This is a genomic window from Shewanella profunda (assembly GCF_023283765.1).
Classification (GTDB): Bacteria; Pseudomonadota; Gammaproteobacteria; order Enterobacterales; family Shewanellaceae; genus Shewanella; species Shewanella profunda.
The window spans coordinates 43,080-64,538 of record NZ_JAKILG010000013.1 but is presented as its reverse complement, the minus strand read 5'-3'; the positions used below and the strand labels follow the sequence as shown (position 1 = coordinate 64,538).

At 44.6% G+C, this 21,459-nt stretch carries 16 protein-coding genes; 8 read left to right on the top strand and 8 right to left on the bottom strand.

Annotated elements, in window-relative coordinates; translation table 11 throughout:
• Nucleotides 1-6: 6 nt before the first annotated feature.
• Nucleotides 7-1,566: a DNA recombination protein RmuC gene (gene rmuC / locus L2744_RS08815; RefSeq protein ID WP_248991564.1), complete on the bottom strand. Its 1,560-nt coding sequence runs from the start codon at nucleotides 1,564-1,566 to the stop codon at nucleotides 7-9.
• Between the two features lie 241 nt (nucleotides 1,567-1,807).
• On the opposite strand from rmuC, the gene msrP reads away from it, so the two are divergent.
• Together msrP and msrQ are read left to right on the top strand one after the other, a co-directional pair.
• Nucleotides 1,808-2,842 (top strand): protein-methionine-sulfoxide reductase catalytic subunit MsrP, encoded by a 1,035-nt coding sequence (gene msrP / locus L2744_RS08810; RefSeq protein WP_248991563.1) that lies wholly within the window; start codon nucleotides 1,808-1,810, stop codon nucleotides 2,840-2,842.
• Between the two features lie 22 nt (nucleotides 2,843-2,864).
• Nucleotides 2,865-3,497, top strand: a complete 633-nt coding sequence (msrQ, locus tag L2744_RS08805) for a protein-methionine-sulfoxide reductase heme-binding subunit MsrQ (protein ID WP_248991562.1) — start codon at nucleotides 2,865-2,867, stop codon at nucleotides 3,495-3,497.
• Nucleotides 3,498-3,567: 70 nt separating this feature from the next.
• Here msrQ and gloA read toward each other — a convergent pair whose 3' ends face one another.
• The gene (gene gloA / locus L2744_RS08800) at nucleotides 3,568-3,978 is read right to left on the bottom strand and encodes a lactoylglutathione lyase (RefSeq protein WP_248991561.1); all 411 of its coding nucleotides are present in this window, start codon (nucleotides 3,976-3,978) and stop codon (nucleotides 3,568-3,570) included.
• A 664-nt stretch (nucleotides 3,979-4,642) separates the two neighbouring features.
• On the opposite strand from gloA, the gene L2744_RS08795 reads away from it, so the two are divergent.
• From L2744_RS08795 to L2744_RS08775, 5 genes are all read left to right on the top strand, one after another.
• Entirely contained in the window at nucleotides 4,643-5,824 is a 1,182-nt protein-coding gene (locus L2744_RS08795; protein ID WP_248991560.1) for a cation diffusion facilitator family transporter, read from the top strand.
• Nucleotides 5,824-6,273 (top strand): MarR family winged helix-turn-helix transcriptional regulator, encoded by a 450-nt coding sequence (locus L2744_RS08790; RefSeq protein WP_248991559.1) that lies wholly within the window; start codon nucleotides 5,824-5,826, stop codon nucleotides 6,271-6,273. The genes L2744_RS08795 and L2744_RS08790 overlap by 1 nt, the downstream gene beginning before the upstream one ends.
• A 210-nt stretch (nucleotides 6,274-6,483) precedes the next feature.
• Entirely contained in the window at nucleotides 6,484-8,577 is a 2,094-nt protein-coding gene (locus L2744_RS08785) for a prolyl oligopeptidase family serine peptidase (protein ID WP_248991558.1), read from the top strand.
• A gap of 520 nt (nucleotides 8,578-9,097) precedes the next feature.
• Nucleotides 9,098-10,723, top strand: coding sequence for a phosphoethanolamine transferase (locus tag L2744_RS08780; protein ID WP_248991557.1), 1,626 nt, complete (start codon nucleotides 9,098-9,100; stop codon nucleotides 10,721-10,723).
• 457 nt (nucleotides 10,724-11,180) lie between these two features.
• Complete coding sequence (locus L2744_RS08775; protein WP_248991556.1) at nucleotides 11,181-12,206, top strand: GGDEF domain-containing protein; 1,026 nt, start codon at nucleotides 11,181-11,183, stop codon at nucleotides 12,204-12,206.
• A 29-nt stretch (nucleotides 12,207-12,235) separates the two neighbouring features.
• On the opposite strand, the gene hypF is transcribed toward L2744_RS08775, so the two are convergent.
• The 6 genes from hypF to hyaA are packed head-to-tail and all read right to left on the bottom strand — an operon-like array spanning nucleotide 12,236 to nucleotide 20,623.
• Nucleotides 12,236-14,644, bottom strand: coding sequence for a carbamoyltransferase HypF (hypF, locus tag L2744_RS08770; RefSeq protein WP_248991555.1), 2,409 nt, complete (start codon nucleotides 14,642-14,644; stop codon nucleotides 12,236-12,238).
• A 30-nt stretch (nucleotides 14,645-14,674) separates the two neighbouring features.
• Complete coding sequence (locus tag L2744_RS08765) at nucleotides 14,675-16,534, bottom strand: NiFe hydrogenase (RefSeq protein ID WP_248991554.1); 1,860 nt, start codon at nucleotides 16,532-16,534, stop codon at nucleotides 14,675-14,677.
• Nucleotides 16,515-17,078 carry a HyaD/HybD family hydrogenase maturation endopeptidase gene (locus tag L2744_RS08760; RefSeq protein ID WP_248991553.1) on the bottom strand — a complete coding sequence of 188 codons (564 nt, stop codon included), beginning with the start codon at nucleotides 17,076-17,078 and terminating at the stop codon, nucleotides 16,515-16,517. Before L2744_RS08760 ends, L2744_RS08765 begins: the two co-directional genes overlap by 20 nt.
• A 7-nt stretch (nucleotides 17,079-17,085) precedes the next feature.
• Nucleotides 17,086-17,760 (bottom strand): Ni/Fe-hydrogenase, b-type cytochrome subunit, encoded by a 675-nt coding sequence (cybH, locus tag L2744_RS08755; RefSeq protein WP_248991552.1) that lies wholly within the window; start codon nucleotides 17,758-17,760, stop codon nucleotides 17,086-17,088.
• Nucleotides 17,761-17,779: 19 nt separating this feature from the next.
• Nucleotides 17,780-19,483, bottom strand: a complete 1,704-nt coding sequence (gene hyaB, locus L2744_RS08750; RefSeq protein ID WP_248991551.1) for a nickel-dependent hydrogenase large subunit — start codon at nucleotides 19,481-19,483, stop codon at nucleotides 17,780-17,782.
• Nucleotides 19,484-19,486: 3 nt separating this feature from the next.
• The gene (gene hyaA, locus L2744_RS08745; RefSeq protein WP_248991550.1) at nucleotides 19,487-20,623 is read right to left on the bottom strand and encodes a nickel-dependent hydrogenase small subunit; all 1,137 of its coding nucleotides are present in this window, start codon (nucleotides 20,621-20,623) and stop codon (nucleotides 19,487-19,489) included.
• A gap of 365 nt (nucleotides 20,624-20,988) precedes the next feature.
• Between hyaA and L2744_RS08740 the strand changes: the two genes are divergently transcribed.
• Nucleotides 20,989-21,456, top strand: coding sequence for a TlpA family protein disulfide reductase (locus L2744_RS08740; protein WP_248991549.1), 468 nt, complete (start codon nucleotides 20,989-20,991; stop codon nucleotides 21,454-21,456).
• Nucleotides 21,457-21,459: the final 3 nt, after the last annotated feature.

The following is a 21,459-nucleotide window of genomic DNA, read 5'->3' as shown; positions in this document are numbered from 1 at the left end:
ATGTGCTTAATATTGTTCAAGTTCGGCGGTCTCTCGGGGCTCATCGGCGAGCGGTTGGACTTGCTCACTCTGTTCCTCTGTGTCGCTGTCGTCTTGGGCTTCATTCAATGCTTTTTGAAGTAACATTTTATCCAGTTGTTTGCTGGTATCTACGCCTAATTGTTGCATTAAATGGGCTTGGCGCACTAAGTTACCTTTGCCCGATGATAGCTTGTTCATTGCACTATGATAGGTTTTTTCCGCATTATCTAAGGCTCTACCAAGCTTTTCCATGTCTTCGATATAACCACATAATTTATCGTAAATGCGACCAGCCTGTTTGGCGATGGTTTGAGCATGTTGGTTTTGATACTCATAACGCCAAATATTGTTGATTGTACGCAGTGCCACTAAAAGATTGGTAGGGCTGACCAGCATAATATTTTGCTCTAGCGCAAAATTAACCAAGCTTGGGTCGTGCTCCAATGCTAGCAAAAATGCAGGCTCAATGGGGATAAACATGAGCACATAGTCTAAACTTTTAAGCCCATGTAAATGTTGGTAATCTTTTTGGCTCAAGCCCTTGATATGGTTACGAATAGAGATCACATGCTCGTTGATAGCCTGTTGGCGTAGGGCGGGATCTTCACTATTGAAATAACGTTCGTAACTCACGAGTGACATTTTTGCATCAATCACAACATCTTTGTCTTCCGGTAGATGGACTATGACATCGGGTTTGAACCGTTTGCCATTATCATCTTTTAAATCCTGTTGGGTATGATATTCATGCCCTTCGCGTAGGCCACTTTCTTGTAGCACGCGATCTAGGATCACTTCTCCCCAATTGCCCTGTTGTTTATTATCACCCTTGAGCGCTTTAGTGAGATTGATGGCATCTTGGCTCATCTTCAGATTAAGTTCTCGCAGATGTTCGAGTTGGTGTTTAAGGGCACTACGCTCGGATTGTTCGTGGGTGTAGGATTCGCGGATCTGTTGCCTAAAACCTTCGAGTTGTTGTTTTAGCGGTCCTAATACCCCCTCTAGCTGGCTGGCATTTTGGTGCTTAAAGTTTTCGCTTCGCTCCTCAAAAATGCGATTCGCAAGATTTTCAAACTGGATTTGCAGACGCACCTCTGCGGTTTCTAAGGTGGCAATCTTTTCCTGAAGGGATTCCTGCTGGGCATCGGCCTTAGCTTGAATGGTCTGCTGCATGGCATTGGATTTTGATAATGCCAATTGCAATTCTAATTGACGACGCTGGCTATCGTTAAGCTGTAGCTCTAAACTCGGTACACGCTCGGCTAGGGCCTCGGCTTTACCTAGCTGTTCAATTTTTTGCTCTAATCTTTGCTGGTATTGACGCAATTGTGCTTCTTTGTCATCGACCAGTATTTGTTGTTGCGCCAGTGAGAGTTCGGCATCTTCATTGACTTGACGCATTTCTTGCTCGAGCTCGTCTTTAAACTGTTGCCAACGCTGACGGGTTAAACGTTGATTGAGAAGGGCACCGATCAAAAGACCCAAGAAAGCGATGGCGATAAAACCGATGATTTCGGCAACGGAAAAAGATTGAGAAAATGGCATGGTCAATAGCACTCCTTTGGCATTGGCGCCTAGGTTCGCATGCTCCCCAAAAGGCTTCAAGTGCTTTAATGAACAATCTCTTTGAGTCAGGCTTGAATGAGCAAGTCTTATACGTTTAAGCTGAAATTTGTGCGAAGTGAAAGTTTTTTCGAGATTTCGCTGTCTATATCTGCATCTACCGAGCTGGGCTGAACTGGGCGCGGCGTGACAATTAAATTGCAAACCAAAGTTGAGGTGTCAATTGGCTAATTCTTCCCGTTTCACCCAAGGTATTCTTAAAAAAGCACAGTGGCATATTCAAGATAATCAAGTTACACCTGAGTCTGTTTTTCGTTCGCGCCGACATATTGTCAAAGCCATGGGGCTTGGTGCGATAGGGGCGAGTATTCCGGGTTATGTGCAGGCGGGTTTATTTGATCTTTTTGGTGACCAACCTAAAACGTCATTTATCACGACACCACTGACCTTTAAAACGAATCCGCAATATGGCGGGAGTGACGGATTAACACCCTTTGATAAAGTCACTTCCCATAATAATTTCTATGAATTTGGCACCAGTAAGCAAGATCCAATGGACAATGCCCAAGGTTTTAAGGTTGATCCTTGGCAACTTCGGATTGAAGGTGAAGTTGAGCGGCCAATGACCTTGGACTTGGACCAGCTCACGAAAATGTTTCCCCTAGAAGAGCGAACCTATCGTTTGCGATGCGTCGAAGCTTGGTCAATGGTGATCCCTTGGGTGGGATTTCCCTTAGCTGCTTTGCTTAAAAAAGTGGGCGTGACCAGTAAAGGCAAGTATGTTGCCTTTGAAACGGCTTTCGATCCTGAACAAATGCCGGGCCAAAAAAGTCGATTGATGGGCGGCGGCATACATTATCCCTATGTTGAGGGATTAACCTTAGCCGAAGCCATGAATGATCTGACTTTGCTGTCGGTGGGGTTATATGGCAAAACCTTACCCCCACAAAATGGCGCCCCCATTCGCTTAGTGGTACCGTGGAAATATGGCTTTAAAAGCATTAAATCCATAGTGCGTATTCGAGTGATGGACAAACAACCGCCCACGAGTTGGAACCAGTTAGCGTCCCATGAGTATGGTTTTTATGCCAACGTCAATCCCGCAGTAGATCATCCCCGTTGGTCACAGGCAACTGAACGTCGAATCGGTGAAGGTGGACTGTTTTCAGCTACCCGAATCGATACCCAGCTTTTTAATGGTTACGGCGAGTTCGTTGCGCCGCTCTATGATGGAATGGATCTTCGTAAATTTTATTGATCATGGTTGAAATGGGAGTGGGATGTTGAGATTAACGGCTAAACATTTAATTTGGCTCAAGAGTTTGTTCCACTTAATGGGTGCTTTACCGATTGCCTATTTAGTTATCGCCGTTGCAACGGATAGGGCTGGCGGCGATCCAGTGCAGTACATCATTCACTTTACCGGAATGGGAGCACTCAATGCATTGGTGGCAACCTTACTTATCTCACCCATTGCCAAGTTCACTAAACAAGGCGTATTAATGCAGACTCGCCGTTTAGTGGGCTTATATGTGTTCGCCTATGCCACCTTGCATATTGCGGCATTTTTCAGCTTGGATTTACTGTTTGCTTGGGGACTTTTGTTTAGTGAAGTGGTTAAACGGCCCTATATTCTAGTCGGCGCGCTCGCTTATCTTATCGTAACAACATTAGCCGTAACATCGTTTAAGGCCTTGATGCGCAGAATGGGGCGTCGCTGGCAAATCGTCCACAATGCTGTGTATTTGGTCGCAATACTCGCCCCAATTCATTTTTATTGGTCGGTTAAATCGGAAATTATCGAACCGAGTTTATATCTCGTGGGTTTAGGTTTGTTATTAGTATGGCGGTTACCATTTGTGCACAAAAAACGCGTAGAACGGGGTAATGTTGCTGGAAAAATGACGAAATAACTTGCTAGAAGCTAGAAGCTAGAAGCGCTGCGTTTGGCTATTACCAACAAACGCAGCATGTAATGATCAATTAGCCTAAACCTTGAGTGGCTGACTTCATCTGAATAAATTCAATCTTATAACCATCGGGATCTTCAACAAAAGCGATTTCTGTCGTGCCACCTGCAACAGGGCCTGGCGCGCGAGTGACTTTGCCACCTGCAGCGGCAATGGCTTCGCAACGGGCGTAAATGTCTTCATCACCAATGGCAAGGTGACCAAAACCAGTGCCTAAATCGTACTTATCTGTGCCCCAGTTATAGGTCAGTTCAACGACAGCTTGGCCTGTGGATTCCTCACCATAACCAACGAATGCCAAAGAATACTTATACTCTGGGTTTTCTGAGGTGCGTAGCAACGTCATGCCTAAAACTTCGGTATAAAAAGTGATACTGCGTTCTAAATTACCGACGCGGATCATAGTGTGTAACAGTTGAGACATAGGTTTCTCTCGGTAAATGAATTGCGCGGTCGAGTATAACAAGAATGTGCTTTTATATGATGCTAAAAATTGGGTAAACGTGATGATTAATATTGATTGACCTGAATTTGACATGCGGGTAGGGAACGCTGTTTTTTACCTGTATGCGTGCCTTTTTGAGACAAGTTGCAGATAAAATGCCCGATAAATTGGTTGTTGCTCACAAAACGGGTAATCAAACATGGGTTTTTATCATTAGGTTGATAATAATGTAGCCATACCAACTAGGAGAGTGAATGATGAACACCGAACTTAAAATGGCCTTAGGTACAACTGTTGTTATTGCTTTGTTTTTCAGCGCGTTCTTTGTTTCAATGTTTTGATTTAGCTTGTGTTAACCTGCTGTGACTATCTGTTTCAACTGCGTTAGACTACAAGTTAGACGAAAAAGCCTATACCCTCAATCTTAGGTTGTAGCAAAAGTATTGTCAGTTCTTATATTGAAGCAAAAAGCCGCATTAGCGGCTTTTTGTTTGTCTCAAATGTTCGTGAGCAAAAAATGTTTGTCAGTAAAATAGTTTGAAAAATAACTAATTTGATATTCATATATTTTGATATTCAAACTATAATCCCGTTCTAGTGAGAATCACTAATCAGGCCTTATGTGGCGTAGGGAATTAATATAATGAAATCAGATTATTCAGAACAAGCAGCCCGTAGTCTAGATGTTGGGCACTCGACTACAGGGCACGCTATCACAAAGTGGCAGCATTCCCATGGCTTTTCTAGCCAAAATACCGCGGGTGAGAAAAATACACGCTATGTTCTCTATTTAACGCTGATCACTATGGTGGCAGAGATTGTCGCTGGTACGATTTACGGCTCAATGGCACTGTTAGCCGATGGTTGGCATATGGGCACCCATGCTGCGGCTTTTATGATCACCTTGTTTGCCTATTCCTATGCCCGTAAACATGCCAATGATCCTACTTTTGCGTTTGGTACAGGAAAGGTGAGTGTGCTCGGTGGTTACACCAGCGCGATCGCCCTAGGTTTAGTGGCATTAATCATGCTGGTTGAATCTGGGATACGACTTATCAATCCTGAGCAAATTCATTTTAACGAAGCAATTTTTGTGGCCGTGATAGGTTTAAGCGTGAATGTGCTGAGTGTATTCTTGCTTAAGGATCATCATAGCCATGATCATGGACATCATCATGGGCATCATCATGGCCATGATCACCATCATGTTCATCCTGAAAGTGAGCATACTGCCCACGATGATGATCATGACGACCATACACATTGCCATCATAAACATGACCACCATGATGCTGAGCATGAGCATGAGCATGAGCATGAGCATGAGCATGAGCATGAGCATGAGCATGATGATAATCAGCATTCACACGGTGGACATGATCACAACTTACGTGCAGCTTATTTTCATGTTTTAGCCGATGCACTAACCTCTGTGCTCGCTATTGTGGCACTGCTGTTTGGCAAATATATGGGATTAACTTGGCTCGATCCTATTATGGGAATTGTGGGCGCCATAATTATTAGCCGTTGGTCTTGGGGACTTATCCAGCAAACCAGCCCCATTTTACTCGATGGTGGTGTGAAGGAATCATTGCAGCGTAGGGTTAAACAAACGATTGAAAGTGTGCCTGATCATCAAGTGGCCGATTTACATATTTGGCGTCTGAGTGCAGATCATCATGCTATGATGGTGTCCATTGTGTCTCACTCACCGAAAGAAGCCAGTTATTTTAATCAGTTACTGAGTCAATTTCCTGAGTTATCACATATCACTATTGAATTACACACTTGTCGCCAAAGCGAGTGTTTGGCTAAGGAAGTTTAATGGCAGCGGAGCATCCCAACATAACTCAACATCATTCAACTGATCATACATTGAACCATGTGATTATTGAGTTTTACGAAAAACTGTCGTCTTGGGAACACGCTATCGTGCGTGACAAAGGCTTTAGTTTGTCGCAGGTGCATACCATTGAACTGCTGGGTGTACATGGTGCCATGCGAATGAAGGAGCTCGCGGATAAAATCGGTGTGACTACGGGCACCCTTACAGTACAAATCGATAAAATGGTGGAAGCAGAGTGGGTGGTTCGTCGTCCACATGAAACCGACCGACGCTCTATTCTGGTGGAGTTAACCGAAAAAGGCCAAACGCTATTTATCGAACATGATGCGTTGCATTTACAACTCACCACGGATTTAACGGCGGGCATGAGCAGTGAAGAACGCACAGTGCTGCTTAATTTGCTGACTCGAATGAATCGCGAGTTTTAATTTAAATTTTGCTATACGCCGAAAATTAGCGCTCCAAGTGGGCGCTTTTTACTGTGTTATATCCTCAATCTAGTCCTTTCATATGTCTCTTTCTTGTTGATAACAAAGCTTTATTTTTTGTTACATTCTTGTTGGATTATTAGTTGAACTGAATGTGAATTAAGGTAATGTAGTGACGGTTACGGTGGACTGTGTTTAAAAAGGAATAAAATGAACAATAAATTACTGCCTTGGTGTATTGCAGGAGTGCTCAGCATGAGTGGTCAACTCCACGCACAAGAAGATAAATATATGTGGCTAGAAGAGGTTGAAGGCGCAAAGCCGATGCAATGGGTAAAAGCGCAAAATGCGGCGTCCGCCGCTGAAATCAAAGCCTTTAAAGGCTTTGATACCTTAGTAGCAAATAGCCTTGGGATCCTAAACGATAAAGAGCGCATTCCCTACGCCACCCATATTGGTGACAAGTTATATAACTTCTGGAAGGATGATACCCATGTTCGTGGTATTTATCGTCGCACTACAATGGAGGAGTACACTAAAGCCTCGCCTCAATGGGAAACCGTGCTGGATATTGATGCCCTAGGTAAAGCGGAATCGGTTAATTGGGTATTTAAAGACATTAGCTGCCAATATCCAGAAAATGAGCGCTGTTTTGTATCATTGTCCCGTGGCGGTGCCGATGCGGTCGAGGTGCGTGAATTCAATTTAACCACTAAAAGCTTTGTTGACGCTAAGGATAAGCCCTTCTTTTTAAAAGAAGCGAAATCGAGCCTGAGCTGGATAGATAAGGATCATGCCTTCGTTGGTACTGATTTTGGCGATGGTCAGAGCATGACTGATTCAGGTTATCCACGCATGGTTAAACTGTGGCAGCGTGGTACACCACTCGACCAAGCAAAACCAATTTTTACTGGTGACAAAACCTCAGTAGCAGTATCCGGTTGGGTACTCTTCGATGATAAAACGCCCCTCAGCTTAGTCACCGAGGCACATACTTTTTATACCGCAACCCAATATGTTTACCAAGATGGCAAACTTATTAAACTACCCTTGCCAGAAGATGCTGAAATTAAAGGCTATTTTAAAGGTAAATTATTTATTGAGCTAAAAAGTGAATTGAGCCAAAAAGGTGCAAATTTTAAACAAGGCGCTGTAGTGTTCGCCGATGTTGCTGACTTAATTGCCCAAAAAGCGGTATTTAGTTTATTTGTGAGTCCCACCGAAACTGCATCAATTGCTCAGTTGAGCTTTAGTAAGAGCGCTATTTTCGTCAACTGGCTTGATAACGTGAAAAGTAAACTGGTGCGCTATGAGCAGGATGAAAAGGGTGCTTGGTTGAGTACGCAAGTTCCGTTTGAAGCCAATGGTGCGCTGACTGTGATGGATATTGAGCAAGACAGTGATGATTTTTTTGTTAATTACACTAGCTTCCTTGAACCCTCTAGCCTCTACACTGTGAATGCTAAGTCGCTTACGCCGCAAAAAATTAAGGGCATGCCACAGCAGTTTGCCGCAGACAAATTTAAAACCGAGCAATATTTTGCAACCTCTAAAGATGGCACTAAAGTGCCGTACTTTGTGGTGATGGCAAGGGACATTAAGTTAGATGGCACCAATCCAACGCTGCTTTATGGTTACGGCGGGTTTGAAGTGTCACTGCGCCCATCCTACTCGGCCACTATAGGTAAAAACTGGTTAGAGCAAGGCGGTGTATATGTGTTAGCAAACATCCGAGGTGGTGGTGAATATGGTCCCGCTTGGCATCAGGCTGCTTTAAAGCAAAATCGTCATAAAGCCTATGAGGATTTTGAGGCGATAGCCGAGGATCTCATTGGCCGTAAAATCACCTCAAGCAAGCATTTAGGTATTCAAGGTGGTAGTAATGGCGGCCTGTTAATGGGCGCAGCTTTTACTCGCAGACCGGATCTTTATAATGCGGTCGTCTGCCAAGTTCCTTTGCTTGATATGTTTAGGTTCAATAAATTACTCGCGGGCGCCAGCTGGATGGGAGAATACGGTAATCCGGATATTCCAGAGGAATGGGCTTACATTAAAACCTATTCGCCGTATCACAATCTCCATAAAGATGTGTCTTATCCTAAGGTATTTTTTACCACGTCTACCCGTGATGATAGAGTACATCCTGGTCACGCCCGTAAGATGGTGGCTAAGATGAAAGACATGGGCGTTGATGTGTTGTACTACGAAAATATTGAAGGCGGCCATGCTGGTGCTGCGGATAATAATCAAGTTGCGGAACTTAATTCAATGACGTTTGCCTACTTATTACAGCGTTTACGATAATTGCCACACGAGAAATACATAGGCGTAACAACAGAGTGGTAAAAAGAGCAAGTCCCTATAGGTTGGGGAGTAAAAACGGTCGAGTTTATTGAAATTCGGCCGTTTTTTTATGCTTTTTATTAGGCCGTGTTGACGTTTCGAGATTAAATTTTGTTCATTCTGGCACGCTCGTGATCGCGAAACGAGGGGGAAGTATCGTTACTCTACTCAAATGACCAGCGGCTCGTATGACAGAAAGTAGGAGCAAGAGCTTGCCAGTCAAACCCTTCGGGCAGCGTTTGGCTGGCGTTTCTGCTGCGTTATCAATAACTACACGGCACGGGCTTTGCCTTGCGTAAAAGCCTGCCCACTCGCTGTAAAAATAACCCTCGAACGTCAACACACCCCAATGTTAGGAATATGCCTATAACGTTGAGCCATGGGCTAGGGCTTGTTACTATGGCGCGAAATTTAGGCATAAGACTATTTTAAGAAAATTAAGTTAGCTTCGGCCAACGGCCAATTTGAGAGAGCGTTATCGGTGCTAACAAGATTTAAGACGTTATCGGTGAATCAATTCACCCTGATCACTGCATTGTTTTACGTTTGTGTCTTCAATATTCCCCTATTTGAAGTCATTAACAAAGACATACAAAAACAGCCAGAAGTCGATCCGATTTTTATCGCCAGTATGCCGCTATTTTTGACTTTGGCACTTAGCTTTGTATTTTCACTGTTTACGGTAAAATACCTGCTAAAACCTTTGTTCATTACGCTCACCTTAGTGTCATCGAGTGTGTTTTTTGCGGCCTATCAATACAATATCGTGTTTGATTACGGCATGATTGAAAACACACTTCAGACCAATCAGGCTGAAGCCTTGATGTATGTGAATTTTGCCTCAATAGTCAGTTTACTGCTGACAGGGGTGTTACCCGCATACCTTATCTATAAAGCCGATATTCAATATAAATCTTTCTTTAAAGAGCTGTTACATAAAGTATTATTTATGCTAATAGCGCTTACAGGTATTGGTGTTATTGGTTTTTGCTATTTTCAGGATTATGTTGCCTTTGGTCGCAATAACGATGAACTGAAGCGTTACATAGTGCCAACGTATGTTATTGGCGCGGCATCGAAATACATTAATGTGAATTATCTACAGACACCGATGGAGTACGAGTCACTTGGGCTGGATGCAAAAAATGTCAGTGCTAACCCTAACGGTAAACCAAATTTGTTGGTACTGGTGGTGGGTGAAACCGCGCGGTCGATGAATTATCAATATTATGGTTATAAAAAACCAACCAATGCCTATACCCAAGACCAAGGTTTAATTGTATTTAAAGATACTCACTCTTGTGGTACCGCAACGGCAGTCTCTTTGCCCTGCATGTTCTCGCGAATGGGGCGGGATAACTACGATTCGCGCCGCGCCGATGCACAGGACACCGTTATCGATGTACTTAAGCATGCTGATATTGAAGTGAAGTGGTTTGATAATGATTCTGGGTGTAAAGGCGTTTGTGATCACGTAGAAAACATCACTATTGATTTAAATAGTGATCTCAAGCTTTGCTCGGGGCAATATTGTTTTGACCAAGTTTTGTTGGCAAAATTAGATGAGGCGCTGAAAAGTGCAAAAGACAAAGATACCGTGCTTGCCTTGCACATTATAGGCAGCCATGGCCCAACTTATTTCCTTCGTTATCCTGCAGAACACCGTAGATTTATCCCCGATTGCCAGCGCAGTGATATCCAAAATTGCAGCGATGAAGAGCTGATAAACACCTATGATAATACGCTGTTATACACGGATTACATTATTAGTGAAGTGGTTAAAAAACTTCAAAATCAGCGGGATAAATTTAATACCGCCATGTTATATCTTAGCGATCACGGTGAATCACTGGGTGAAAAAGGCATGTATTTACACGGCGCACCCTACAGCATCGCGCCGATAGAGCAAACCAGTATTCCTATGCTGGCTTGGGTGTCGGATAATTTCAGCCAAAATAACCAGTTAAACATGACGTGCTTGACCGAACATGCTGCACAGGGCGGATACTCCCATGATAATTTATTCGATAGCCTCTTAGGCTTAATGAATGTGAAGACAGAGGTGTATCAAAGTAACTTAGATATTTTCGCCTCTTGTCGCAGCTAATTAGGGCGTGTTGACGTTTGAGGGGTATTTTTGCAACGAGTGGGCAGGCTTTTACGCAAGGTAAAGCCCGTGCCGTGTAGTTATTGATAACGCAGCAGAAACGCCTGTCAAACGCTGCCAGAAGGGTTTGGCCGGCAAGCTCTTGCACCTACTTTCTGTCATACGAGCCGCTGGTCATTTGAGTAGAATAACGATACTTCATTCCTCGTTTCGCGATCGCGAGCCATAAGGAACAAAATTTAATCCCGAAACGTCAACACGTCGTAGTTTATTAACCTATATGCGAAGCTTTTCACTTGTGACATATGGGGAATTTATCATCCATCACCACTGCAATCACATGAGCAGTGTCTACTTGACAACAGTCACAATAATTAATTTGTCACCATATCCAAATTGAACGAGTTGAGTTAACTTATACTATACAAAAAATTAACAATAACATGGTTCGATATTTATGTTTTCTGCTGAAGATAAAGAGCTTGATTCCGCGGCGCAGATTTTGCGTTTAGCCGTGCCACAAATGTCGGCTCTTGATATCCCTGTTACCCCAGAAAATTATACGGTTTGGTATGAATATTTTGCAGGCACTAATCTTGACTTAAACCGTGCCATTGATGGTTTTATTGCAAATGGTGTTGTTTTTACAAAAGAAGTTAACACAAGCCTGTATAAGAATTTTATTCAAGAACAATCACCAGAGGTGATTGAGAACGTGCAGATAGAAACTCAAATTCTTATTAATTCATTACTGAACAAGATTGTTCAGTTGAGCCAAGGTACAGCCGCATTTTCAGGTTCATTAGCCGAATTTGGCATTAAACTGCAATCTAGCTCTGACATTAACGCCTTAAATCAACTTGTCGATGGTGTGATTGATGAAATGCAAAACTTGCTGCTCAACAACCAAAACATGGAGCATAGTCTAAGCGCCATGGTGCAAGAAGTGCAGAGTCTTAAATCGGAGATGGAGAATCTGAGCCTTGCAGCCATGACGGATCAATTAACCTCTTTATATAATCGCCGAGCCTATGAGTTTGCTATTCAAGATCATATACACCTCGCCCAAGAGCAGCATTCTCGTTGTAGTTTACTCATTATTGATATTGATAAATTTAAAGCCTTTAACGATACCTACGGCCACCAAATTGGCGATAAAGTATTAGCCTATGTCGCACTCGCTCTAAAGCAATGTGTTCGAGGAGATGACTTTGTCGCCCGTTATGGCGGCGAGGAATTTGTGGTGCTTTTACCTAATACCCATTTTCACGATGCTTTGCAGGTCGCTGAAACCTTAAGAGAACGTATTTCAGAGCGGCGCTTAACCATTGGCAAGGATAAAAAGTTATCACTCGGTGCGATTACGGTTTCTATCGGCCTTGCTTCATTACAGGAGGGCGATAATGCCGAAACGCTCTTTAGCCGAGCAGATAAAGCATTATATGAAGCCAAATCCGACGGACGTAACTGCGTTAGGGGATAGATAAAAATTTTAGTGGCAAACAACCCGTTTCAATCGATTTGATGAATGCCATACCACAGTTGACCGAGGGCGATACCACCATCATTGATAGGGATGTGTTGGCTAGACAATACCAGGTTACCTTGGATCCTTAGCTGACCTAGGCAGTATTCCAACAGGTATTTATTTTGAAATACACCACCACAAAGTACGGTAGGAAGGTGTTTGTATTTAGCGGCATAAGCACAGATTGCCTCACCTAGGGTATGTAAAAAGGCGCGTGCTATCGCGTCGCGTCTATTATCGGTTAAGGGTTGTGCTGTGATTAACTGAATAATTTGTTTGAACATCGCACTGCTGCACCATTGATCGACCTCTAAGGGAAGGTCGAGGGTTATCAAATCGAGGGCTAATACATCCGCGCGATTTGCAGCAGCCTCAATGGCCATACCCGCTTGGCCTTCGAATAATGTGGTTTCAATAAGCCCTAAGGCGCAGGCGAGGGCATCAAACAGACGCCCTGCGGATGAGCTTTTTATCGCGCTGCCGTTTTGCCAGATTTTATGTAAATTAGTCAAAGTATTTGGGTTAATGCGCTTTAATATGGGTAATGGCAAGGCCAGTACATCGTTTAGGCTCATTTGTTCAAACAGTAGCGCCAATAATAATCTCACTGGCTGCTTAATTGCCTGCTCGCCACCCAGCAGGGCGATGGGCTCAAAGTGAGCCAACCGTTCTGCTTTATCGAGCGTAGTTAATAGCACTTCGCCGCCCCATAAACTACCATCCTCCCCAAGCCCTGTGCCATCAAAGCTAAAGCCGAGAACGGGATCGCGATATTGATTGATTGCCATCACACTCAGTACATGGGCATGGTGATGCTGCACCGACAAACATTTGCGTTGTTGGCGTGTATCTACTGTGTTGCTGGGATTGAAGATGCTATGGGCCTGCGCCCAACGAGAAGGCGCGTAGTCGGGATGTTTATCACAAACAATCCATTTAGGTTCAAAGTGATATAGGCGAGAGAAGGTGGTTAATGTACGTTCAAAATATTGCTCAGCACTGACACTGAAGAGATCGCCAATATGCGGGCTTAAAAAAACATTTGAGCCAAAACCGAAGGCAATAGCATTTTTTTGTTGTGCCCCAACGGCGAGAATCGATTGGGTTAAGGGCGTTGCTAAGGGAAAACTTGCCGGCGCATATCCCCGAGCGAGTCGAAGCACTTGTACGCTTGGCGGCGCAAGATACTGATTGTCAGAGCCATTACCTCGAGGTTGGATCACCTGCACGACACTATCATCGCAGCCGTTAATAATAGGGCGGTTATGATCGACTATGGCATCGACAACATGGCTTAGGTTATTCACTAAGTCATCACAGTGGGTGATGATAGGTTCGCCTGATACATTTGCGCTAGTGGCGACCAAGGGGCCATTAAAGAGGGCTAGCAGCAAATGATGCAGCGGTGTATAGGGTAGAAATACTCCGAGTTTATCCAGATTGGGTGCGACCTCGGTGCTGAGATCGTTTGCGGGTACGCTATTCATCAGTACTATGGGGCGTTCCTGTGAGCTGAGTACTTGCCATTCAGCCTCCGTACCCGTCACATATTGCTGCGCCATGGTGATATTTGCCACCATGACAGCCAAGGGTTTTGCTTGGCGTTGTTTACGTTGACGAAGTGCCATAACCGCCCCAGTATGGCGGGCATCGCACACTAAATGAAAACCACCTAATCCTTTAATTGCAAGGACTTGGCCTTGGGCCAATCTTTCTGCTGCCAGTTGTAGCACTGTCTTCTGCGCAGTGGCCAGTGGCGTAATATCTTCCCCCTGTGGTGTTTTTAAATAGAGTTGAGGACCACAGTTAGGGCAGCTTACGGGTTGGGCATGATATCGGCGATCGAGTGGATCATGGTACGACTTGGCGCACTCGGGACACATCGCAAAATTGGCCATAGCCGTATTATGTCTATCATAGGGTAAGCCATTGATAATAGAGTATCTTGGGCCACAATTAGTGCAGTTGGTAAAGGCATAACCAAAGTGGCGATCCTCAGGGTTATGCATATCGTTTAGGCAATCCTGACAGGTACTTTTGTCGGCAGACACTGCGACATGGCTGCTTGCACCCTCGATATCTTCATCACAACTTTCGATGATGGCAAATATGGTTTCGCCTTCAATGACGGGCAATGATGTTTGGACTATCTGATCGATTCGCGCCAGTGGTGGCGGATTTGATTTGAGTGCTGTGATAAAACGATCGAGGCCAGCATCATCGCCCTGGAACTCAATTGTTACACCTTGGGCATTATTGAGCACTGTGCCTGTTAGCTGATTATCAAGGGCATAACGATATACAAAGGGGCGAAACCCCACCCCTTGCACTATGCCTGTAATATGCAATTTATATCGCTTGAGCGCTTGGTTCTCTAGGGCAAAGTGGTCCAATGCGTGTTCTCTTTCTCTTGGCTTTTTTGTTTAACGCTGCTCATTAAGTTGGCGTTGCTTAGCGTAGAGCGCCCCGACCGCTAAATTATCACCGTCTAAATCGAGACTACGATTAATCACAAGGGGAAAGTTTTTCCCTAAACGTAAACTTATCCGTTTGCAGAGGGTTTCATTGGCTAACTCATCACCAGCCAGAGCAATCTGCTGTAATCCGATATTAAGATCTATATGTTCTAACCAGTTTGCTAAATAGTCTGCAAGGGAATCCTGCATCGCAAAGGCCAGTTGGCTAGGGTCGTCATTACCTGCAATGCGAAAACTGAGCACAGTACCTAAGGTTTTACACCAATTGAGGCTGCGATGTGCTTCGCCCTTAGTGAGGGGATAATCGATACGTGGAGCATTGGCACCTTGGTAACGCATGGCAGCAGCCATTAGGGCATCACTCAAGATTTGTTGACTTTGGGTTTCTTCACTGTGGTTAAGCCCCATTAAAATAGCGGCAATTGCCCACAGACTTTGCAAGTTATCACGCCTTCCAGAAAGTTTTAGGCTCAGTAATTTTAAATAGTCATCTGGAAACAGACTCTTAAACTTTTGCGCTACCATTTTTTGTGGGCTGCAATCCAGTTGATGGAAGATTTCATAGCCGTTATCGGGTAACTCAGGTAATGCGAAGAAGAGTTCAGTATCGCCCTTTTTATCACAGGTAACGATTTGGCTGGGTCTAGTGTGGCTAAAGTAGATTATTGCCGCATTTTTTGCCTGTTTTTGGTTGGCTAACTTGCCATTAAGCAATGCACTTAATAGCACGCAGTCTGTGAAGGTATGATCCTCTGAATGGGTGATATTGAGAGTCAAATGTTCATTCGATTGTGCATCTGATAACGCCGCGACGATCAGTTCTCCTTGGTGCGTACGCGAGCGTTTGATGGCTTGCCATTGAGCTTGGTAGCCCTCAAAGCTGACTTTTTCACGTAGTGGTTCAGGCGCTATAAACTGTTTAACAGTCGCAATCCCTTCACTTGATACTTGAGCCCAAGCGCCATCGACCCAGGCAAGCTTTGGTCTTTGGTGCGCCCCTTGGATATAGACCCAATCAATCCCTTTTTGCCTTAACACTTCGGCGAGCACTAAGATTACGCGGCTATAGGCAAAGCAAATATCATAGAGTGGTGCGGTGAGTTTACTGTGCTCTTGAGTGGGTCTGGCGCAGATCAGTGGTTTTTCAATGCTGGAAAGCCCCAGTACTTGATGATCTTTAAGGCAAAAATGTGCATTGAGTGTATTGGGATTGCAGATCAGTAATTGTGGCCGTTCACCTAAGGGGGTATTCGTAAAAGGCGTTAGGCTAAGACTGATGCTGTCTGGTGTATTAAGTGTCAATGTTCCCTGTGTCAGTAAATTTTGCGCCATGGCTTTAATGTCTGACAAGGTTAAGGCTTTTTGTTCGGCAGTTAATAGGTTTTCGCCCTTGCAGCAAGGACAAGCCAAGTCAATGGTCCCAAACTTAGCCGACTGATTATCACCGAGCAGCGGGTAGCATTGTTGACAAAAGGGGGCTATTGCCTGGGTTGCACTGGCTTGTGAAGATACAGCTTGCGAATAGGTCAGTAGTGCTTTGCTACCTGTGGGTTCATCTATGACCTTGATACCTGAGTCAATTAGCCAAGCAGAAATTAAAAAGTCCGCTGCTATCGCATCGGCGAGTTGCTCAAGTTGTGCTTGCTCGCCTTGGGCTTCAATAAAATAGGTTTGCGAGCCGAAGTGGTTTTGATTGTCGCAGCCAATGGTAATGTTCAGCGCATCATAATTTAGATATTGATTACATAAATGCGCATACAAAGGCACCTGACGTGAGCAGGTAAAATCAAATCTGATGTTTTTCATCTATAAGGACACCACGTTTATAAGAGTCTGGGATCAGCGAGTCGATGCTATGTTCGGCAATGCGCGTCACAGTAAATCCAAGGGAGGCTAAGTGGGCTAACAAGGTTTTTTCCATCAAAGGAACGGCAGCAGCGACCTTAGGTGTTAGTCCTAGGATCATAGGTTCGAGCACGGTAGGCGTGACACCTAGTACAAAGGTTATAGGCCTGTCACCCACCATTTCCATCATATTGAGGGTTTGCAGCATTTCCACTTCATGGGCGCTGCCTTGCCAATCAATTTCCTTGGGCGCTTTATCAAAATCGAAGAAATAGACTTCTCCAGCATCTACGCCGTTGGCATTGACGGTATCAACTACAATCAAATAATCATACTGACAAATAATAGGAATGAGCCCCTGAGCCAGAGTTCCGCCGTCAAGCAGTTCTAGCTGGTGGGACTCATGCGTAAACTGATAATTATCAGCAATGTAATTGACAAAATGTACGCCGATGCCTTCATCGGCGTACAGGACATTGCCAATACCAAGTAGCAATATCTTCATTGGACTCCTAGTGATGTGAGTCTGGCTTAGGGTAGTCATAGCCAGAGACAATTGAGTCAACAGAGTTATGTTTGAAGCGTATCCCTGACCAAACCGCCATATAGACGTGGATAACCACAAAGATAACAAATGCCCAAGTAAGGTAGTGGTGCCAAATCCTTACCTGTGCCAGTCCACCCATTTGCGCTGTAATCCAGGCTGCGCTGCTCCAAAGCATGCCACCTAAACCTTCGTGGTATACATTGGCATATAAAACGAGGCCTGTAATACAAATCACCAGTGCAACTAAGGATATTGCTACATAAGTCACAAATTGCAGTGGTCCATAGACTCCTGCTTTATGCAAATGTCCCATCCAAAGGTAGGATTTCAGTTGGGTTATCCAACTTTTGATGCTCATTACATCGCGAAATGAACGTCGCTCAATATCACTTCGGCTGAAAAAATACAGGTAGAAGCGAACTAAGGTGATTGCAGTCAGTAAAAAACCACAAATCAAGTGAGCAAAGCGGATCCAGCCTTGAACGAGTACATCGCTACTCTCAGGTGCCACAAGAAACGGCCAAGCAATATAGAATCCCGTGATCACAAGCACCAAAATAGACAGTGCCCTGAGCCAGTGAAAAATCCGTATTGCAGGACTAAATACCAGTGTACGAATGCGGGTTGCAGAATGGTTCATTATGCGCTCCCTCCCTCGATTATTGTCCATTGGGGCTGACACGGAACTCGCTCAACGCCTGACCTTTGAAATCCATTACGTGTACAGAACACGCCATGCAAGGGTCAAATGAGTGAATAATACGTATCACCTCAAGGGGTTTGGTTGGATCTTCCAGTTTTAAGCCAATGAGTGAGGCTTCATAGGGACCTATTTTGCCATTTGCATCTACAGGGCCAGCGTTCCAAGTGGTTGGTACGACAGCTTGATAATTTTCAACAACCCCATTTTTGATGCGGATCCAGTGGCTTAACATACCGCGTGGTGCCTCAATCATGGCATGACCTACATACTCTTTATTAGGGTCAATATTGGGCTTAACGAAGGTCGTTTTATCGGACTGGATGTTGACGAGTAAAGCATCGAAGGTTTTTAATCCTTCTTGAGCAACGATAACGGTTTGCAACATACGGGCTGCGGTGCGGCCTAATGTGGTAAATAAGGCTTCAACAGGTAAACCTGTACGGGCCAATAAGCCATTAACGGCATCCACTACGACTTTATTACCACGAGCATAACTCACTAATAGACAAGAAAGTGGGCCCACTTCTACTGGTTCACCTTGATAACGTGGTGATTTTACCCAAGAATACTTACCATCGCCGTCCAGTGTTGGCAGCTTGCCATACACAGTGTCGCGTTCGATAAAGCCAGTATAGTTAGGGATAGTCGTACCATCATAGGGATGTTGCGGCGCATCGGCTGTATACCAAGCGTGGCTTACGTCTTCGGCGATCAGATCTGGATTGATATCGCTAACACCAGCAAGATCACCATTCATGATCACGCCTTGATCGAACATGAATTCACCATTAGCCAAGACAAAGTCATTTGTGGCCAAGAAGTTTTTCACATTCACGCCGCCAAGCACACTGGGTTCCGTACCAAAGGCTTCGGCTGCCATCACGATATCCGCTTGATAGGCGCGCAGGATAAAATCAGTAACGATAGCGTGTTTTTGTTTCCATTCCTGCAAACGCGCAGGGCTTAACATGTCACGTACCGAGGTGACACCACCGACAACCAGTGATTGTGGATGAGGTGATTTACCGCCAAATATCGCGAGCATTTCAGCTGCAACTCTTTGCACTTCAAGTGCTTTTAGGTAGTGCGATAGTGCGATAAGGTTTTGTTCAGGCGTAAATTTATAGGTACCATTGCCCCAGTAAGCGTTAGCGAATGGGCCAAGTTTGCCTGTTTCAACAAAGCCTTTAACTCTTTCTTGCACAGCCCGAAGATCACCTTCACCAGCCGCAATAGGATTATCTGCGTACTTTAAGGCAACCTGTGCTGCTTTAGCCGGATCGGCACTCAACGCAGACACAACATCGACCCAATCTAAACCATGTAAATGATAGAAGTGCACAATATGATCGTGCATATAGAGTGAGGTTTGCATTAAGGAACGTAGGTATTTTGCGTTCAGTGGGATTTGGATCCCCAATGCATTTTCAACGGCTTCAGTACCACAGCGGTAATGGGAATAAGTACAAACACCACAAATCCGCTGAACGATAAGGCCCACATCCATAGGCGTACGGCCTTTGAGGATGACTTCAATACCACGCCAAAGGGTAGAGGATGACCAAGCCTTATTGATGACATTATTCTCATCAACTTCAACTTCGATACGTAAGTGACCCTCAATACGGGTGATAGGGTCGATAACAACGCGCTTGCTCATGGGTTATTCCTCCAGCGGTTTGGCAAAAATACTGGCAACAGCATGGGCTCCAATGCCCACCACAGTCGCGCCTAAAATTACCGCACCAATAGTGTCTGCGGTCGCATCCAATCCATGGAGGAGTTGACGGCCAAGGGGTTTTTCAAAGTCAGCCATATCATCCCAGAAACTCGGCTCTGAGCAGCCCATACAACCATGCCCAGCTAAAACTGGCCAACTGGTATGGTGATTAAAGCGTTCGGTTGGGCAGTTGTTGTAAGTGTAAGGACCTTTACAACCCACTTTATAGAGGCAGTAACCTTCTTTAGCGCCGTGATCGCCAAATTCTTCAACGAATTCACCAGCATCGAAACGGCCACGACGTTCACAGTTATCGTGTACTCGAGCACCATAGGCCCATTTTGGACGGTTAAACATGTCTAGTGCAGGTAATCTTCCGAACATAATGAAGTACATAAGCGTACCCACGATATTCTTCTCACTCGGTGGGCAACCCCCTAAGTTGACGACAGGTTTGCTCACTACCTCGTGAACACCTTTTGCGCCTGTGGGGTTAGGGTATGCGGCTTGCACGCCACCAAATGCGGCACAAGTGCCTACCGAAATAATCGCAGCGGCACCTTCGGCGGCATGCTTGATGATTTCTAAACCAGTGTGGCCTTTGCAACCAACCGTTAAGAAACTGCCGTTATTGGCGGTAGGAATTGCACCTTCAACAGCCAGCAAGTAGCGACCCTTGTAGGCTTCTAGAGCATGTTCGAGATTTTCTTCAGCTTGCCACCCAGCGGCAGCCATTAAGGTCTCATGATACTCAAGGGAAATATGGTCAAAGATCAGTGAATCTAAGTTAGGCGTATCGGCACGAACGAGGGATTCAGAACAACCTGTACACTCGGCCATATGTAACCAAATTAACGGTACTCGGTCGGCTAATTCGGCGGCTTCGGCCACTAAGTTACTAAACGGAAGTGGTAATGCGAGCATGCCCGTCACCATGGCACTCCATTTCATAAAATCACGGCGGCTAATGCCATGTTGTTGCATTTTTTCGACGAGGGATTGTTGTTGACGGGGAGCGAGCTGGCGTAGTGCTTCTAAGCGCGCCTTTCCCTGTTCATATAGGGCTGCATGTGTGTCCATGGATCAACCTTTTTGTTATTTGAATGTAAATTGTAAAGGGTTTACATAATTGACGTTATCAGTTTAGGCCTTAGAATTGTAAAGATTATTGATGTATATCAAGAATTTTTAATAGATGTGACAGAACTTATTTTGACATTTGATTAACATGACCCAGATCTAATTTCAACTCTCCCGATGGGACAAAATGTCTCATTGTAAGGTTTTTTGATGTAAATAGTTCACTTAGTGACCATTGATCAATACGGTGCTATGGATTGAACCTAAGACGAACCCACCCTTAGCGGATTTATTATTTTGTTGTTTAAGAAAACCTTAAGATTGAGTTAATAAATTCAAACTTAATTGTTAGCAGTGGATATGTTATGAAAAAATTATTATCACTATTGGTTTTGATGGCTATGGGTGTCCAAGCCGCGCCTTCTTTAGAGCACCAAGTATTTGATGTGCAAAATCAAACGACTTCACTGGCCGAATTTAAGGGGCAGGTGGTGTATGTCGATTTTTGGGCGTCTTGGTGTGTACCTTGCCGTAAGTCGTTTCCATGGATGAACGAGATGCAAAGAAAGTATCAAGCGCAAGGTTTGGCCGTTGTTGCCATCAATCTAGATACAGATCCCGCACTGGCTCAGGCCTTTCTCGCAGATGTTCCTGCTGATTTTTCGGTGCGTTTTAATCCAGAAGGGGATGTCGCGCGCAGCTTTGATTTATTAGGAATGCCAAGCAGTTTTATATTTAACCGCCAAGGCCAGTTAGTGCAGAGCCATGTGGGGTTTTATACCGATAAAATCACTGACTACGAGCAAGAGCTCGTCAGCCTACTCAAGGAGTAATTT

Excerpts from the sequence above, each read along its gene's own strand:
- hyaB (WP_248991551.1), bottom strand. The coding sequence starts at position 19,483 with ATGAGCAAGCGCGTTGTTATCGACCCTATCACCCGTATTGAGGGTCAC.
- gloA (WP_248991561.1), bottom strand. The coding sequence starts at position 3,978 with ATGTCTCAACTGTTACACACTATGATCCGCGTCGGTAATTTAGAACGC.
- L2744_RS08760 (WP_248991553.1), bottom strand. The coding sequence starts at position 17,078 with ATGAAGATATTGCTACTTGGTATTGGCAATGTCCTGTACGCCGATGAA.
- L2744_RS08765 (WP_248991554.1), bottom strand. The coding sequence starts at position 16,534 with ATGAAAAACATCAGATTTGATTTTACCTGCTCACGTCAGGTGCCTTTG.
- L2744_RS08795 (WP_248991560.1), top strand. The coding sequence starts at position 4,643 with ATGAAATCAGATTATTCAGAACAAGCAGCCCGTAGTCTAGATGTTGGG.
- L2744_RS08785 (WP_248991558.1), top strand. The coding sequence starts at position 6,484 with ATGAACAATAAATTACTGCCTTGGTGTATTGCAGGAGTGCTCAGCATG.
- L2744_RS08775 (WP_248991556.1), top strand. The coding sequence starts at position 11,181 with ATGTTTTCTGCTGAAGATAAAGAGCTTGATTCCGCGGCGCAGATTTTG.
- rmuC (WP_248991564.1), bottom strand. The coding sequence starts at position 1,566 with ATGCCATTTTCTCAATCTTTTTCCGTTGCCGAAATCATCGGTTTTATC.
- hyaA (WP_248991550.1), bottom strand. The coding sequence starts at position 20,623 with ATGGACACACATGCAGCCCTATATGAACAGGGAAAGGCGCGCTTAGAA.
- cybH (WP_248991552.1), bottom strand. The coding sequence starts at position 17,760 with ATGAACCATTCTGCAACCCGCATTCGTACACTGGTATTTAGTCCTGCA.
- L2744_RS08790 (WP_248991559.1), top strand. The coding sequence starts at position 5,824 with ATGGCAGCGGAGCATCCCAACATAACTCAACATCATTCAACTGATCAT.
- L2744_RS08740 (WP_248991549.1), top strand. The coding sequence starts at position 20,989 with ATGAAAAAATTATTATCACTATTGGTTTTGATGGCTATGGGTGTCCAA.
- msrQ (WP_248991562.1), top strand. The coding sequence starts at position 2,865 with ATGTTGAGATTAACGGCTAAACATTTAATTTGGCTCAAGAGTTTGTTC.